The 15,888-nt window shown below is 72.5% G+C and carries 13 protein-coding genes; 7 read left to right on the top strand and 6 right to left on the bottom strand.

Features of this window, described 5'->3' with window-relative positions; genetic code table 11:
* Nucleotides 1-118: 118 nt before the first annotated feature.
* The 6 genes from ABD644_RS02705 to ABD644_RS02680 all read left to right on the top strand — a co-directional run bounded on the left by ABD644_RS02705 (nucleotide 119) and on the right by ABD644_RS02680 (nucleotide 6,821).
* On the top strand, nucleotides 119-547 hold the full coding sequence (locus tag ABD644_RS02705; protein WP_344686965.1) for a hypothetical protein: 429 nt from the start codon (nucleotides 119-121) through the stop codon (nucleotides 545-547).
* Nucleotides 548-639: 92 nt separating this feature from the next.
* Nucleotides 640-3,033 (top strand): ATP-binding cassette domain-containing protein, encoded by a 2,394-nt coding sequence (locus tag ABD644_RS02700; protein ID WP_344686964.1) that lies wholly within the window; start codon nucleotides 640-642, stop codon nucleotides 3,031-3,033.
* Nucleotides 3,034-3,312: 279 nt separating this feature from the next.
* Nucleotides 3,313-3,567, top strand: coding sequence for a hypothetical protein (locus tag ABD644_RS02695; protein WP_344686963.1), 255 nt, complete (start codon nucleotides 3,313-3,315; stop codon nucleotides 3,565-3,567).
* Nucleotides 3,557-4,477: a hypothetical protein gene (locus ABD644_RS02690; protein ID WP_344686962.1), complete on the top strand. Its 921-nt coding sequence runs from the start codon at nucleotides 3,557-3,559 to the stop codon at nucleotides 4,475-4,477. The genes ABD644_RS02695 and ABD644_RS02690 overlap by 11 nt, the downstream gene beginning before the upstream one ends.
* A 310-nt stretch (nucleotides 4,478-4,787) precedes the next feature.
* Complete coding sequence (locus ABD644_RS02685; RefSeq protein WP_344686960.1) at nucleotides 4,788-5,390, top strand: hypothetical protein; 603 nt, start codon at nucleotides 4,788-4,790, stop codon at nucleotides 5,388-5,390.
* Nucleotides 5,391-5,552: 162 nt separating this feature from the next.
* Nucleotides 5,553-6,821, top strand: coding sequence for a flagellin N-terminal helical domain-containing protein (locus tag ABD644_RS02680; protein WP_344686959.1), 1,269 nt, complete (start codon nucleotides 5,553-5,555; stop codon nucleotides 6,819-6,821).
* Nucleotides 6,822-6,887: 66 nt separating this feature from the next.
* Here the strand turns inward: ABD644_RS02680 and ABD644_RS02675 are convergent, their stop codons facing one another.
* From ABD644_RS02675 to ABD644_RS02650, 6 genes are all read right to left on the bottom strand, one after another.
* Complete coding sequence (locus tag ABD644_RS02675; protein ID WP_344686958.1) at nucleotides 6,888-8,702, bottom strand: diguanylate cyclase; 1,815 nt, start codon at nucleotides 8,700-8,702, stop codon at nucleotides 6,888-6,890.
* A 125-nt stretch (nucleotides 8,703-8,827) separates the two neighbouring features.
* On the bottom strand, nucleotides 8,828-9,655 hold the full coding sequence (phaZ, locus tag ABD644_RS02670; protein WP_344686956.1) for a poly(3-hydroxyalkanoate) depolymerase: 828 nt from the start codon (nucleotides 9,653-9,655) through the stop codon (nucleotides 8,828-8,830).
* On the bottom strand, nucleotides 9,645-11,345 hold the full coding sequence (locus ABD644_RS02665; RefSeq protein ID WP_344686955.1) for a PHA/PHB synthase family protein: 1,701 nt from the start codon (nucleotides 11,343-11,345) through the stop codon (nucleotides 9,645-9,647). Before ABD644_RS02665 ends, phaZ begins: the two co-directional genes overlap by 11 nt.
* A 130-nt stretch (nucleotides 11,346-11,475) precedes the next feature.
* Nucleotides 11,476-12,585, bottom strand: a complete 1,110-nt coding sequence (locus ABD644_RS02660; RefSeq protein ID WP_344686954.1) for a lysylphosphatidylglycerol synthase transmembrane domain-containing protein — start codon at nucleotides 12,583-12,585, stop codon at nucleotides 11,476-11,478.
* Nucleotides 12,582-13,160, bottom strand: coding sequence for a hypothetical protein (locus ABD644_RS02655; protein ID WP_344686952.1), 579 nt, complete (start codon nucleotides 13,158-13,160; stop codon nucleotides 12,582-12,584). The genes ABD644_RS02660 and ABD644_RS02655 overlap by 4 nt, the downstream gene beginning before the upstream one ends.
* Nucleotides 13,157-14,857 (bottom strand): phosphatase PAP2 family protein, encoded by a 1,701-nt coding sequence (locus ABD644_RS02650; RefSeq protein WP_344686951.1) that lies wholly within the window; start codon nucleotides 14,855-14,857, stop codon nucleotides 13,157-13,159. Before ABD644_RS02650 ends, ABD644_RS02655 begins: the two co-directional genes overlap by 4 nt.
* Before the next feature lie 97 nt (nucleotides 14,858-14,954).
* Here ABD644_RS02650 and ABD644_RS02645 point away from each other — a divergent pair, with 97 nt between their 5' ends.
* Nucleotides 14,955-15,860 carry an ABC transporter substrate-binding protein gene (locus tag ABD644_RS02645; RefSeq protein ID WP_344686950.1) on the top strand — a complete coding sequence of 302 codons (906 nt, stop codon included), beginning with the start codon at nucleotides 14,955-14,957 and terminating at the stop codon, nucleotides 15,858-15,860.
* Nucleotides 15,861-15,888: the final 28 nt, after the last annotated feature.

Here is a 15,888-nt window from a genome sequence, read left to right as displayed (position 1 = left end):
GGGTTCGATCCCCACGGGGCCCACCGAGCTCGGACCTACGCGCGACGACCGATGACTCCGGCCCGCCGTCGCCGTCAATCCTCTGTGCGCGACGCAGGAGCGGACGGACGGTTCTGACATGGCAGTGATCGAGGACGTTCGGCCGCTGGGTGCCGAATTGGAGCGCTCGTACCAGGTGTACGTGCGCGGCAGACTGAAGTTCCGCGTCAAGCAGATCGTCTACGTGGCGTTCTCCCTGGACGAGCGGGTGATGGGCTTCGCGTTCCCCAAGGAGGAGCGGGAGGCGCTCGTCCTGAGCGAGCCGCACAAGTTCCAGATGCCGACGGCGTCGGACATGCGCTTCAACTGGCTCCACGCCGACCTCGCTGCGTTGGACCCGACTGAAGCCCGCGAGATCGTCGTCGACGCGTGGCGCATCGTCGTCCCCAAGAAGGTCTCCGACGCCTACGACCTCGTCCACCCCACCGGCCCCGGCTCGAAGAAGGGCCCGGCGCAACGCTCGGACCGGTCAGGAATCGAGAAGCCTCGCCCATGGCGCCGCACGTAGCGTGACCATGGCCACCGTCGCCGACACAGTCGGAAATGTCCTCGGCCTGCTGCAGGATCGATGAGGGCCGACCGGGCAGAGGGAGAGACACGATGAGCATGTCCACGCGGGCGGACGCCCCGTCGGAGGCGCTGCACCGCGCCGACCGCCACGACCTGATCCGCGTGTACGGCGCGCGCGTGAACAACCTCAAGGACGTCAGCGTCGAGATCCCGAAGCGTCGTCTCACCGTGTTCACCGGCGTCTCCGGGTCGGGCAAGAGTTCCCTGGTCTTCGACACGATCGCGGCGGAATCGCAGCGGCTGATCAACGAGACCTACAGCGCGTTCCTGCAGGGCTTCATGCCGACCCTGGCGCGGCCCGAGGTCGACCGCCTCGAGGGGCTGACGACGGCGATCCTCGTCGACCAGGAGCGGATGGGCGCCAACCCGCGCTCCACCGTGGGCACCGCCACCGACGCGAACGCGATGCTGCGCATCCTGTTCAGCCGGCTCGGGCAGCCGTACATCGGTCCTCCCACGGCGTTCTCCTTCAACGTCCCGACGCGCAAGGCGAGCGGGGTGATGAGCACGGAGAAAGCCGGCGGCCGGGTCGACAAGGCCGTGGTGCGCGACGCGGTCTACCTCGGGGGCATGTGCCCGCGCTGCGAGGGCATGGGCTCGCTCAACGACTTCGACCTCACGGCCATGTACGACGAGTCGAAGTCGCTGAACGAGGGCGGCCTGATGGTGCCCGGCTACAGCATGGACGGGTGGTACGGCCGCCTGTTCCAGGGCGTCGGCCTCGACCTGGACAAGCCGATCGGCAAGTTCACGAAGAAGGAGATGCACGACCTCCTCTACAAGGAGCCGACCAAGATCAAGGTCGAGGGCATCAACCTGACCTACGAGGGCGTGATCCCGAAGGTCCAGAAGTCGATGCTCTCCAAGGACGTCGACGCGCTGCAGCCGCACGTCCGGCGCTTCGTCGAGCGCGTGGTGACCTTCACGACCTGCACCGAGTGCGGCGGCACCCGGCTCACCAAGGAGGCCCTGGGGTCGAGGATCGCGGGCAAGAACATCGCCGATCTCTGCGAGATGCAGATCAGCGACCTCGCCGGCTGGGTCCGCGCGCTCGACGAGCCGTCGGTGGGCCCGTTGCTCGCCGGGCTGCAGCACCTGCTCGACTCGTTCGCCGAGATCGGCCTGGGCTACCTCTCGCTCGACCGGCCGGCCGGGACGCTGTCCGGTGGCGAGGCGCAGCGCACCAAGATGATCCGCCACCTGGGCTCGTCGCTCACCGACGTCACCTACGTCTTCGACGAGCCCACGATCGGCCTGCACCCGCACGACATCGAGCGGATGAACAACCTGCTGCTGCAGCTGCGCGACAAGGGCAACACGGTGCTCGTCGTCGAGCACAAGCCCGAGACCATCGCGATCGCCGACCACGTCGTCGACCTCGGCCCGCTCGCCGGTACGGCAGGCGGTGAGGTGGTGTTCGAGGGCACCGTCGACGGGCTGCGCACCAGCGGCACGCTCACCGGCCGGCACCTCGACCACCGCGTGTCGCTGAAGTCCTCGGTGCGCAGCTCCTCGGGAGCGATGGAGGTCCGGGGCGCGAACACCAACAACCTCCGGGACGTCGACGTCGACATCCCGCTCGGGGTGCTCGTGGTGCTCACCGGCGTCGCCGGGTCGGGGAAGAGCTCCCTGATCCACGGCTCGGTCGCGGCCCGGGACGGCGTGGTGGTGGTCGACCAGGGGGCGATCCGCGGCTCGCGGCGGAGCAACCCGGCGACCTACACCGGCCTGCTCGAGCCCATCCGCAAGGCGTTCGCCAAGGCCAACGGCGTCAAGCCGGCCCTGTTCAGCTCCAACTCCGAGGGCGCCTGCCCCACCTGCAACGGCGCCGGGGTCATCTACACCGAGCTGGGCGTCATGGCCACCGTCGAGTCGCCCTGCGAGGAGTGCGAGGGCAGGCGCTTCCAGGCGTCGGTCCTGGAGTACACGTTCGGCGGCCGCAACATCGCCGAGGTGCTCGCGATGCCGGTGTCCGAGGCCGAGGAGTTCTTCGCCGACGGCGAGGCGAGGACGCCGGCCGCCCACACGATCCTCGACCGGCTCTCCGACGTCGGGCTCGGCTACCTCACGCTCGGGCAGCCGCTCACGACGCTGTCGGGCGGCGAGCGGCAGCGGCTGAAGCTGGCCGCCCAGATGGCCGAGAAGGGTGACGTCTACGTCCTCGACGAGCCGACCACCGGCCTGCACCTCGCCGACGTGGAGAACCTGCTCGGCCTGCTCGACCGGCTGGTCGACTCCGGCAAGTCGGTGCTGGTCATCGAGCACCACCAGGCGGTCATGGCGCACGCCGACTGGATCATCGACCTCGGCCCCGGCGCCGGCCACGACGGCGGGCGGGTCGTCTTCGAGGGCGCACCCGCCGACCTCGTCGCCGGCCGCTCCACGCTGACCGGACGGCACCTCGCCGCGTACGTCGGTCGCTGACCGCCCCGGCATTCCACGGCCCCAGGAGCCCGCGACATGCCGTGTCGCGTGGGGCGGACGAGGTCACCGAGGCTCCTGAGGGCGTTTTCCGCGCGAATCCCGGCGTGTCTGTCGACATGACGCCCTCCGGGGGAGGGGTCATCCGCGACACCGGCAACGATTCCGTGACGGGCCGCGCAGACCGTCGGCACGGGGCGTCGCGCGCGGCCGGGCAGGCCTACTTTTCGGCTCGTCAGCGGCCCTTCCCCGGCCGCGACGCACAGCCCGAGGAGTCTGCTCGTGAACGCGCCTTCCGCCCTGGCCACTCGCCCCTCCGCCGTCCCCCCGGTCGAGGAGGACGGCGAGATGAGTCTCGCGGCGCTGCTCGAACTGTTCGGCCACGAGGACGAACCCCACGACGAACCTCACGACGAACCTCGCGACGAGTCGCCCCGGGAGCACGCAGGGCCGGGGCTGCGGGCGTGGACGCAGCACTGGCTGCAGCGGGCAAGCGCGTGGGGTGCCGGACCGGAGGGGTCCCGACGTGCCTGGTGACGGGGGCGACGTGATGTTCTGGCCGACCCTGGCGGTGCTCGGCTTCTTCTTCCTGGCCGGGGTCATCATCGTGCTGGGCGCGAGCTCGACGTCCCGGTACGAGTTCGAGCGCAACGGTGTCCAGGCCCAGCGGAGGCAGGCGGCCGTCCCGGCCGCCGTGGCGGAGAACCCGACCGCGGCGACGGGGCAGCAGACGGCGCACCACACGACCCAGCCGCCGACGGACCAGCAGCAGACGGCACAGCAGACGACGATGCAGAAGACCCGGTCCGAGCAGTCGGCCGCCGGCATCGGCAACCACCCCGCGGGGCGGCGGCTCGCCGAGCCCGCGGCGGAGCCGGCGTGGTGGCTGGTCGACGAGGCCGAGGAGTCCGGTGACCGCGTCATCGCGGGCCCGTTCCCCGACTCGATCGACGCGGAGTGGGCGGCGCTGTCCGGTGGCCTGGATGCCTCCGTGCGTGCGGTCCACGGCGTGCAGCGCGCCGATGGCGGGCTGGTCCGGCGCCAGCCGCCCGAGGAGCGGGCCTGGCTCGGCGAGCTCGGCGAGCAGCTGGACCGGCTCCCCACGGAGTGGGACGACCTGCTGACCGACGACGACGCCCTGACCACGCTCGTCGTCGAGATCGCCGCGGCGCTGGTCGAGGCCGGCCTGTCGCTGCACGACTGCGCGGGCGACGGCGCGGCCGGCGGGGTGTGCCTGACCCCTGGCCCGCACGACGCCGGGGTCGTCGTCAGCTGGCACCAGCACGACCGGATGAGCGCCGGTCAGGTGCGCGGTGCGGCCATGGACGCGGCGGTGCAGCGTGCGATGAACGCGGCGGTCGCCGATCTCCTGGAGCGGATGGGCTTCGAGATCGAGCCCTTCGGCTGGTCCGCCGGCTGCCTGGTCACCGACCTCCGCCAGGAGTAGCCGCGAGGACCGCCCGACACGCCCTGCAAACGGGGTCACCGAGCCGCGTTCGTCACCTTCCACGCTCGCCGGAGCGCGATCCTGTCGACATGTGGTCGCGTGGCGCGGCAGGTCACCGTCCGTTCGCGACCGCTCCGCAACGATCAGGACACGCGGTGTCCCTGGCGCTCCCCTGACGCGTGTCGCGGAGGTGCCGCCGCCTACCTTTCTGGCACCGCGCGCTCCCCGTTCCCGGACGCGCGGTGGCCGGCGCCTCTTCCCCAGCGTCGGCCCGAACCAAGGATGGTGATCGGTGAGCGGCGGTTTTGGCATGTCCAGCAACGAGGCAGTGATCGAAGGATCGATCCACTCGGGTTGGTGGTTGGTCGACGACGACGGCGACGGTCCCGGCCGGGTCGTGGCGGGTCCGTTCCCGGACCGCGCCGAGGCCGGTTGGGCGGCCGGCGCGTACGCGGATGCGGCCGGCGAGGTCCGCCCGGTGCACGGGACGCGGCGCAACGACGGCGGCCTGGACCGCCGCCCGTCGTCGCAGGAGCGGGCCTGGCTGGCCGAGCTCGGCCGGCAGCTCGAGCGGCTGCCCGTCGGCTGGGACGAGGGACTGCCCGAGGACGACCCGGCGATCACGCTGGTCGTCGAGCTCGGCGCCGTCCTCCTGGAGGCCGGTCTGCCGCTGCACGACTCCGCCGGCGTGACCGGCGGTGCCTGCCTCACCCCGGCGCCCGGCCTGCACGGCGTCGTCGTCTCCTGGCGCGGGCACGACCGGATGAGCGTCGAGCAGGTCCACGGGGCAGTGGCTGACGACGTGGTGCAGCAGGTGATGAACCGTGCGCTGGCCGACGTCCTGCGGCTGCACGGCTTCGCGGTCGACACCTTCGGTGCTGCCGGCGGTCACGTCGTGCGCTGGGCCTCCTGACGGGCGGCGACGAGGGGGTCTTCGCACCTCGTCCGACTCATTCGTCACACGGGTCCCTTCGCCTCAAGTGGGCGGCTGCGACGCCGTAACCACGGGCACAGCACGACTCCCGGCCGCACGGACGCGGCACGGGTCTTCGGACCTTGTCCATGGAGGAACACAATGGGTCTGCGCGTCAACAACAACATCGCGGCGCTCAACGCGTACCGCAACCTGTCCGTCACCGACGGCCAGATGACCAAGTCGCTGGAGAAGCTCTCCTCCGGTTTCCGCATCAACCGCGCCGCCGACGACGCCGCCGGGCTGGCCATCTCCGAGGGCCTGCGCTCGCAGATCGGTGGCCTGAAGGTCGCCGCCCGCAACAGCCAGGACGGCATCTCGGTCGTGCAGACCGCGGAAGGTGCGCTGACCGAGACGCACAGCATCCTCCAGCGCATGCGCGACCTGGCGGTGCAGGCCTCCAACTCCGGCGGCCTCAACGACGACGCCAAGGGCAACCTGCAGTCCGAGATCGTGCAGCTGAAGTCGGAGCTGGACCGGATCGCCAGCACCACCACCTTCAACGGCAAGAAGCTGCTCGACGGCACCTTCAACGCCGTCTTCCAGGTGGGCGCCAACGCCGGGGAGACCATCGGCATCGACATCGGCACCGCGATGGGCTCGGCCGGTCTGGGCGTCGACGGTGTCGACGTCACCGCCGCCGGTGTCTACACCAACGCCGCCGCCGCGGCGGCCGGCAAGGTCTCCACCCTCGCGGCCGCCGACGGCGCCAACGCCGAGCTGACCTTCACCGCCGTCAGCGGCGACCCGACGGCGGACCTGGCCGTCTTCGAGGGCCTGTCGGGCACCATCAGCTTCGGTGGCAAGTCCTTCGACCTCGGCACCGTGGACTACTCCAACGCCGACGGTGACAACGACTCCAGCACCGCCCCGACGGCCGCGCAGGCGCTCACCGCGCTGAACACGGCCGCCAAGTCGGCGCTGGGCCTGACCACCGACCCGTTCACCGCGACGGCCACCACCGTGGTCTTCCAGGTCAACGACGCCGTCTCCGGCTACACCGAGGCCGCCGGTGCTCCGGAGGGCTCGGCCGCCGGCACCCCGACGGTGCAGCAGCTGGCCGCCGCCACCCCGACCTTCTCCGCCGCCAGCGGGGCGTCGGACGCCATCGACGACCTGGACGACGCCATCAAGACGGTGTCCACCCAGCGCGCCGACCTGGGCGCCATCCAGAACCGGTTCGACCACACGATCAACAACCTCAACGTCGCGGTGGAGAACCTCACCGCCTCGGAAAGCCGCATCCGCGACGCCGACATGGCGCAGGAGATGGTCCAGTTCACCCGGAACCAGATCCTGTCCCAGGCCGGTACCGCGATGCTCGCGCAGGCCAACCAGGCCTCGCAGGGCGTCCTCTCGCTGCTCCAGTGACCTGACCCGACGAGGGGGAGGCCGGCCGGCCTCCCCCTCGTCGTGCGTGTCCGGTGTGCCGGCGCCTCAGCGTGCGGCCGTCGTCGGCGGTTCCGCCGGCTCCGTGTCGGTCTCGAGCGCGGGGTCGTAGTACACCGTGGTGCCGCGCCCACGGCGCTTGGCGGTGTACATCGCCAGGTCGGCCCGGCGGATCAGGGTGTCGATGTCGGTGTCGGTGCCGCCGAAGGAGACGCCGATGCTCGCGCCGACCTTCGCCGAGCGACCGCCGCCGAGCTCGATCGGCAGGTCCAGCTGGGCGCGGATGCGATCGAGCACGCGCTCGACACCGTCCTCGTCGATGGCCCCGTGCAGGAGCACGGCGAACTCGTCACCACCCAGCCGGGCGGCGGTGTCGGCGGTGCGCACGGCCTCGTGCAGCCGCTGGGCGAACACCTTCAGGAGCAGGTCGCCGGCCTGGTGGCCGTGGGTGTCGTTGACCGGCTTGAAGCCGTCGAGGTCGAGGTAGAGCACCGCCGGCCACTGACCGTTGCGGGCGGCCAGGTTGAGCCCGTTCTCGGTGCGGTCGAGGAACAGCGTCCGGTTGGGCAGCTCGGTGAGCGGGTCGTGCATCGCGGCGTGCCGCAGCTCCTCCTGGAGCTCGATGACCCGGCGGAGGTCGGTCTCGAGCCGGCCACGGTCGAGCGAGGTGGCCACGTGCCGGGCGAACGTCTCCAGCAGCGCGAGATCGCTCCCGGCGAAGGTGCCGACGTCGCCGAGCCGGCCCGACACCAGCAGCAGACCCTGCACGCGGCCTTCGGTGGACAGCACCGAGACCATCGCGTCCTTGAGTCCGTGACGATTCGTGTAGCGCTCCAGCTCCACGGCACCGGCCGCGCCGGTGCGGGTGGTCGGCACCCCGGTCTCCTCGGCCGCAGTGACCAGCCGGTCGGCGTCCTCACGGTGATCGAGCGCGCGCAGGGCCACCGGCTTCTCGCCCTCGCGGCTGCGGCTCAGGGTCGGGACGGCGTCGCCCTCGCCGAAGAGCACCAGCTCGGCCGAGGCGGCGCGGAAGGCGCCGCGGACGGCGGTCAGGAAGTCGGTGAGCGCGGTCTGGGCGTCGTCGCTGTTGTAGAGCAGCGAGGTGACCTCGTGCAGCAGCCGCAGGTTGTTCTGCTGCTCCCGAGCCCGGGTGTATGCCCGGTAGGCGGCGATGAGCAGGACCGACGGCAGCGCCAGCAGCCCCAGCGAGGCGGGGCTGTGGGCCGCGATGTCGCCGGCCAGCAGGCCGACCGCCGCGACGCCCAGGGCGAACGGCAGCGCCAGCCCGACCATCCCGGGGAGCTCGCGGACGCTCAGCGGAGCGCCGGACAGGCGCATCACGCCGAAGATGCACAGGCAGCCGATCACGTTGGAGACGGCGACCGCGGCCAGCGCCGCCACCCAGCTCCACTGGCCGGCCAGGTCCTGGCCGAGCGCGGTGAAGACCGTGGCGGCGAGGCTCCCGGCCAGCGCGTACTGGGCCAGGTTGAAGAAGAGCTTCAGGCCGAACTGCCGGCGGTGCAGCACCAGTGCCAGGCCGGCGCCGGCGACCTGCGCGGCCACCAGGGCGGTCGGCGAGATCAGGTAGAGCCCGGCCACGAACACGAGGTCGGTGAGCGAGAAGGAGTGCGAGTCGCGCTGGAGCTGGACGTGCACGACGAAGACCTCGGTGGCGGCGAACGCCACCACCCAGGTCACCCAGGGCAGGGCCAGCGGGGTCTCGGGGGCCGGCAGCTGGCGGACGACGGTCAGGAACAGGGCTCCGCCCGCGGCGGCGAGCAGCATCACCAGGAGCAGCACGCGATGGCGCGTGGAGATCCGCTGGGACGTGGGGGTGCCGGACGGTGCGTCGGTCGTCGTCATGTCCGGTCCCTCCTTCGCTCGGTAGGCCGGCTCGTAGGAGTTGAGTCGGCGCGCCGCGGCGAAAGCTGAAACCGGTGGCGACGTCGACGGCGCGATGTCACCCGGTCGGAGGATGCGCGGGGCGGTCAGCCGTCCAGGAAGTCCTCGATCACCGGCGCCAGCTCGTGCGCCTCGGTGATCAGCGCGATGTGCCCGCCCCGGTAGAGGTGCAGCCGCGCGTCGGGCAGCAGCCGCGTCATGATCCGCGCGTTGACCGCGGGGATGATCGGGTCGTCGTCGCCGGCGACCACCAGCGTCGGCTGCCGGATCAGCTTGAGGAACGGCAGGCTGCTCCAGCCGGTGCTCGCCGCCAGCTGGTAGTAGTAGCCGCGCCGCGGGCCGAGGCGGGTGTGCGCGTGCAGCGCCCGGGCGGCCCGCTCCGGTTCGCTGCGCATGGTGCCGCCGTAGATCTCCCCCGCGATGGAACGGGCGTAGTCGGGGTCGCGGTGACGGCGGGGGGTCAGCATCTTCGCCAGCGTCCGCGGGTGGGCGGGCACCATGAGCGACCCGGTGCCGGTGGCGGCCAGCACGAGCCTGCGCACCCGACGGCGGTGCTGGACGGCGAAGTGCTGGGCCAGCCCCCCGCCCCAGGACAGGCCGAGGACGTCGACCGGCTCGTCGTGCCCGAGCCGTCGGAGCACTCCGGCGACGACGGGGGCGAACGTCGTCAGGTTGTACGGCACGACCGGTCGCGGTGAGCCGCCCACGCCCGGCACGTCGAACCGGATGACCGTGCGGCGCGGGTGCAGCGCGTCGACGAACGGCTGCAGCACCTCGAGGCTCGCGCCGATGCCGTTCATCAGCAGCAGGGGCGGCACGGACGGCTCCCTGCCCGGCCGCACCGCCACCCGCACCGTCCGGCCGGCCGCCGTCACCGACCGGACGAACTCGGGTCCGGCGGCCCTACTTGTCATACACGTAGGTGCCGGGGGCCTCGGCCAGCACGTCGAGGCCGCCGCCGAGGGTCGTGGGCGCCGGGACCTGCTCACCCGAGCGCTCGCCGAGCCAGGTCATGAAGTCCGGCCACCAGGACCCCTGCACGGTCTCCGCGTCGCCCATCCAGTCCTTCGGGTCGTCCGGGGTGGACTCGGCCACCTGGAACGTCGACTTCGGGTTGCCCGGGGGATTGACCAGCGACGCGATGTGGCCGCTGGTCGAGAGGATGAACCGGATCTTCCCGCCGAGCAGCTGCGAGGTGCGGTAGCAGGCCTGCCAGGGGCACAGGTGGTCGGCGATGCCGGCGGTCACGTAGGAGTCGACGGTGACCTTCGACAGGTCGACCGGGCTGCCGAGCATGGTCGCCCTGCCCGGTTCGACCAGCGAGTTGCCCAGCGCGATGTCGATGAAGTCCCGGTGCAGCGCCGCGCTCATCCGGGTGGCGTCGGCGTTCCAGTAGAGGATGTCGAAGTTCGGCGGCGGCTTGCCCTGCAGGTAGTTGTTGACCCAGTAGTTCCACACCAGGTCGTTGGGGCGCAGCCAGGCGAAGATCGCCGACAGCTGGGAGCCGTCCAGGTAGCCCTTCTTCCGCGACTTCTCGGTCGAGGCCTTGACCGACTCCTCGTCCATCAGGGCCGAGACCGTGCCGGCCCGGGACCAGTCCAGGACGGTCACGGCGAAGCTGGCGGCGGTCACCCGGTCCTGCCGCCCGGTGTCGGCCAGGTGCGCGAGGACCATCGAGGTGATGATGCCCCCGGAGCAGAACGCCTGGAGGGCGACCCGCTCCTGGCCGGTGACCTGCTCCACGGCGTCCATGGCGTCGAGGACGGCCTGCCCGTAGGTGTCCAGGCCCCAGGCGGCGTGCCGCTTGTCGGGGTTGCGCCAGGACATCATGAAGACCTGCTGCCCGGCGTTCAGGTAGTGCTCGACGATGCTCCGGCCGGGGGCGAGGTCGGCGATGTAGAACTTGTTGATCGTCGGCGGGACCATGAGCAGCGGGACGGCGCGGACCGTGTCGGTGGTCGGCCGGTACTGGATCAGCTCGAAGACGTCGGACCGGAAGACGACCGCACCCGGGGTGGCCGCGAGGTCCTCCCCGACGCTGAACGCGTCCGGCTCGACCATCGACGGCACCCGCGGCGGCGTGGCGATGTCGCGGATGAGCCGGGTGATCCCCGTGACCGCGCTGCGCCCGCCGGTGTCGATCGCTGCCTTCAGCGACAGCGGGTTCACCACGGGCAGGTTGCTCGGCGCCAGCGCGTCCACGACGTTCGTCGCGGTGAAGCGGATCCGCTCGTCGTCCTGCCAGTCGAGGTCGGCGTCCTCGATCAGCTCCCAGGCGGTGCGCGCGGTGGCGAGGTGCGCCTGCATGGCGCGGCGCAGCAGCGGGTTGCCGGTCCAGGCCGGGTCGGCGAAGCGCTTGTCCTTGCGGCCGGGTGCCAGCTCGGAGCGGCCGGCGACGACGGCGGCCAGCTCGCGGGCCAACTCGCCGGCCCGCCGCGCCACCGTGCCGGGTTGCCGGGCCAGCGCCGAGCCGAACCGGAGCGCGGTCCCGGCCGGGGGGATCATCCGCCGCAGCGGTCCGCGGGCCGCGTCGACGAGCAGCATGTCCAGGCCCATCACGGCCTCGGTGGCGTCGTCCGGCGGTTCGGTCACGGGTCGGGCCATGCGCGGCGTCCTCCGATCGCACGAGCTCGCGGGGGGCGATCGGCGCGCCGTCCCCGAGGCGCGGCTGTGACCTGAGCCACTCAACCACAGGATCCGGAACGGGGCAGGCCGATGAGGCCGGGGCCGCGTGTCAGGCGCTCTCGGGCACCAGCTCGGTCCGCGGGGCGCTGTTCGGCGGCCGCCGCCACGAGCGGTTGCGTTGCCAGAAGACGTAGGTGGCCAGGCCGACGGGGATCGGCAGCACGTAGGTCAGCGCCCGGAAGGTCAGGACGGCGGCGGCGACGAGCGCGCGCGGCCCGCCGGCGGCCGCCAGCCCGGTGATCAGCGCCAGCTCGATGACGCCCAGGCCGCCGGGCGTGAACGGGATCGCGGTGAGCAGCCGGGCGAACGCGAACACGGCGAGAGCCTCGGCCAGGCTCACCTCGTCGGCGCCCACCCCGATGAAGCGCAGGGCGAGGAAGAGCACGAGGAACAGCGACAGGTGGCTGAGCAGCGTGGTGAGCGTGATCCAGTGCCACCGGGCGCGCAGCAGCAGCACGGTGCGGTCGCGGAACTTCGTCGTCGCCCGGTCCCAGCCGGTCACGGGGCCGCGCCGGAATGGGCGGCGCAGGGCGGAGGCGACCCGGGCGGCACCGGTGCCGATCCGGGCCGCGGCCTCGCGGCTGCGCAGCAGCAGGCCGAGCAGCACGACGGAGACGACGAGGGCGGCGACGCCGCCGAGGCCGGCCAGTAGCCGGCCGGCGGTCGGCGGGGCGGAGAACGCCAGCAGGACCAGCGCGAGCACCGGCAGGCCGAGCTTCGCGAAGTTGTTCCACAGGCCCGAGACCAGCAGCATCACCGACGTCCGCGAGCGGGAGAAGCCCCACGAGGAGTTCATCGCGTAGGTGAGCCCGAGCGAGATCGCCGCCCCGCCCACCACGGTGTTCGACACCGCCGTCGTCGTCTCGGTGGAGACCGTCGCCTGGCCCAGGGTCAGGCCGGGCATGGTCGCGACCATCACGAACTGGTAGGTCGCCAGGTTCCACACCGCGGCCGCCAGCAGCAGCGTCAGCTCCACCCAGCTCATCGCCCGGACGGAGGCCCAGACGTCGGACACGCTGGTGAACTGCGGCAGGAACCAGAAGAAGACGGCGCCGATCAGCGCCAGCGACAGCAAGGGGCCGAGCAGCCGCCGCCAGAGGGGTCGCCGCGTGCGGGCGGGCTCGGCACCGGCTCCGGCCGGATGGGTGACGGCGGTCATGGGTCTCCCTCCGGCGGGTCGAGGTCGAGCCGGCCGCCGCTCTCCTCGCGCACCTGCGCGGCGAGATCGGCGCGGGCGACCACGCCGACCACCTGCGACGACACCGCGAGGGCCTCGCCGGCGCTGTCGCCGTCCAGGGAGAAGGCGACGGTGAGGCAGCCGCCCTCGAACACGTAGTAGCGCTCGCCGGTGTAGGTCGGGCTCACGCGGTCGACCCGCTCCAGGCGCCGCATGCCCTCCCGGTCGCTGGGGACCTCCGTCGTGTCGTCGGTGTCGCACGACGCCTGGAGCCGCACCTCCACCGCCTGCGGTCCGTCGCGGTCGGAGTCCAGCCAGAAGCGGGCGCTGCCGTTGCGCGCGTCCAGGTGGTGGAAGTCCCAGCCCAGCGGGAGCGCGGCGCGGATGCACGGGATCCACTCCGCGGTCGGCACTGACTGGGCCATCAGGATCACGCCGTGGCCGGCGCCCTCGTCGCCCACCGAGCACAGGGGCGGGTCGGTGACGGCCGTCGAGCCGCCGGCGCAGCCGGTGAGCACACCGACGGCCAGGAGCGCCGTGGCCGGGCCCGCCCTCACAGGGGTTGCCCCAGGAGGTTGGCCAGGATGAGGGCGGTGATCAGGGCGCCGACCAGCGTGGCGATCGTCAGTCCCACCCGCCGCCAGCTCCACAGCTGGATGCGCACGGGCGGCAGGCGGTAGGGCAGCAGCGACAGGAACTGCGTGTGCAGGCCGCGGCCCTTCTCGCGCAGCATCCGACGCAGCTGGGAGGGCATGGTCAGCCCGCGGGTGGCGGCGAAGGCCTCGGCGATCTCCTCGTCGGAGAACTGCAGCCGGGCGCGGCGGTACACCCGCTCGGCGTCGGTGCGCAGCGCGAGGACCAGCATCATGTTGGCCAGGTCGACCGCCTGCCGCCAGGGGCTGGGCCGCACCTCGGCGAACGCGGTGTCGATGAGGAACAGCGTGCCGTCGCGGACCAGGATGTTGGCCGGCTTGATGTCGCGGTGGGCCATGCCGATCTCCCACATCCGCCGGACCACCGACAGCCCCTGGTCGATGACCGCCTCGTCGACGTCGGCCTCCCCGATCTCGCGCGCGCCGTCGATGAACTCGGTGACGAGCAGGTACTCCCGCTCGGGGGTGATTTCGACGATGCCGAGCGGGTGGGAGACCGGCAGCCCCGCGTCGTCGAGCAGGTGCAGGACGTAGTCCTCGTACTGCACCAGCCGGCGCACGCTGTGGAACGGCTGCTCGTCCTCCAGGCGGCCGTAGAGGAGCGTGCGGCCCAGCTTGTACCAGCGGTCGGAGCGCACGTGGTTGGCCGCGTAGAGCTTGCCGAACACCCAGCTCTCGCGCTCGCCGTCGTCGGCCTTGACCCCGATCCGCAGCGGCGTGGAGCCGCCGGACCCGGCGAGGTTGAACGGCGCCACCGAGGTGGCGAGCAGGCCGAGCTGGTCCTGCAGGGCGCGGACGATGGCGTCCCCGCGGGCGCCCGTGACGTCGAGGTGGGCGGTGCGCCCTCGGCGGTAGCGCACCGGGTAGACGTCGTTGGGCGTGAGCAGCCGGAACGCGGCCAGGGGCACCGCGACCCCGAGGATCACCCCGGCGGCGATGCCGGTGGGGTGGTCCTGCGCCAGGTAGAGCCGGGAGAGGGCGGTGACGGCCAGCAGGGCGCAGATCACCCACTTGCCCACCGTGCGCGGCCGGCCGGCGGGCACGAGGGAGTAGAGGGTGCTGACCAGGAACGCGGCGAGGACGGTCACCGGCAGGGACGGCATCGAGAACCCGGCCCAGCGGCCGAGCAGCTCCACCTCGTAGGGCCGCGGGCGCTGCAACGTGGCGAGCATCGCGGCCCCGAAGTTGACCACCACGAGGGCGACGCCGATCCAGACGAACAGGTGCCGCCACCGCCGGAGCACGATCAGGATCACGAAGTTGGTCACCCACAGCACGTAGACCGCGATGGGGGTCGCCAGCGCGCCCGTGGCCAGCGCCACACGGGTGAGCGGCTCGGAGCGCAGCTGCGCCAGCGCCTGCAGCACCCGTGTGTCGGCCAGGTCGAACAGCGACGTGCTCCCGGTCACCGCGACGGCGATCCAGGCCAGCACCACCCCGCCGGAGGCCGCGAGCCACCACTTGCCCGACGCGTTGAGGTGTCGCGGGAGGGGCGGCGGCTCCCCCGAGGGGCGACGGCGGCGGTGGACGCGGCGCAGCGCCGGAGGTTCCGGGCGGGCGACCGTCCCCGTCGAGGTCGCCACCGGGGGCGGGGTCGCCATGCCGCCGGATCGTCCTCCCTGCGGCGGGTGGACGACAGCCCTTCCGCGCCGGGGCACCCACTAGCCTGGCCGCCTCCCGCACCGGAAGGGGGACGCCGTGCGCGCTCGTCGGGCGTCCTGCGCCCTGCTCGCCGCCGTCCTCGTGGCGCTCGCCGGGTGCACCGCCGAGCAGGCGCCGCCGCCCCGGACGGCCGACGACGCGATCCGGTTCGCCGCCTACGACTTCTCCGAGAACCAGACCCTCGTGGCCGTCTACGCCGAGGCCGCCCGCCGCGCGGGCCTGCCGGTGACGGTGCAGGCGGGTGTGGGCACCCGGGAGGTCCTGGAACCGGCGCTCGAGCAGGGGGTGGTCGACGTCGTCGTCGACTACCTGGGGACGGCGGCCGGGTTCGTCGGAGGGGCGGGTCCGGGACCGCCCCGGACGCGGGAGGAACTGCACGCCGAACTCACCGACGTGCTCGACGGCCGCGGCATCACGGTGCTCGCGGCCGCGCCGGCCGAGGACCAGAACGGTTTCGCGGTGACCACGGCCTTCGCGGCGGCGTACGGCCTGGGCAAGCTGTCGGAGCTGGGCCCGCTGGCCGCGGACCTGGTCTTCGGCGGTCCACCCGAGTGCGCGGAGCGCCCGCTCTGCCTGCCGGGCCTGCGGGAGGTCTACGGGCTGGAGTTCGCCGCGGTGCGCAGCATGCCCTCGCGCGCGGCGACCGTGGAGGCGCTGGTCGCGGGCGAGATCGACGTCGGCCTGCTGGAGACCACCGACGCCCGGTTGGGCATCGCGCCGGTGCTGCTCCTCATCGACGACCGGTCGCTGCAACCGCACGAGAACGTCGTGCCCCTGGTGCGCACGGCGGTGCTCGACCGGTGGGGCGACCGGCTGCGCGCGGCGCTCGACCGCGCCAGCGAGCTGCTGACGACCCAGCAACTGGTGCGGCTCAACCGCGCCGTGGAGATCGACGGACTGACCCCGGCCGAGGCCGCCGCCGACTGGTGGTCGGCCATGTGAAGGCCCCGTCCAGGGGCCCGCCCTGAGC

The organism is Blastococcus jejuensis, assembly GCF_039534705.1.
GTDB classification, from domain to species: domain Bacteria; phylum Actinomycetota; class Actinomycetes; order Mycobacteriales; family Geodermatophilaceae; genus Blastococcus_B; species Blastococcus_B jejuensis.
The sequence above is the reverse complement of the archived record's forward strand: the minus strand, read 5'-3'. Positions and strand labels throughout refer to the sequence as shown.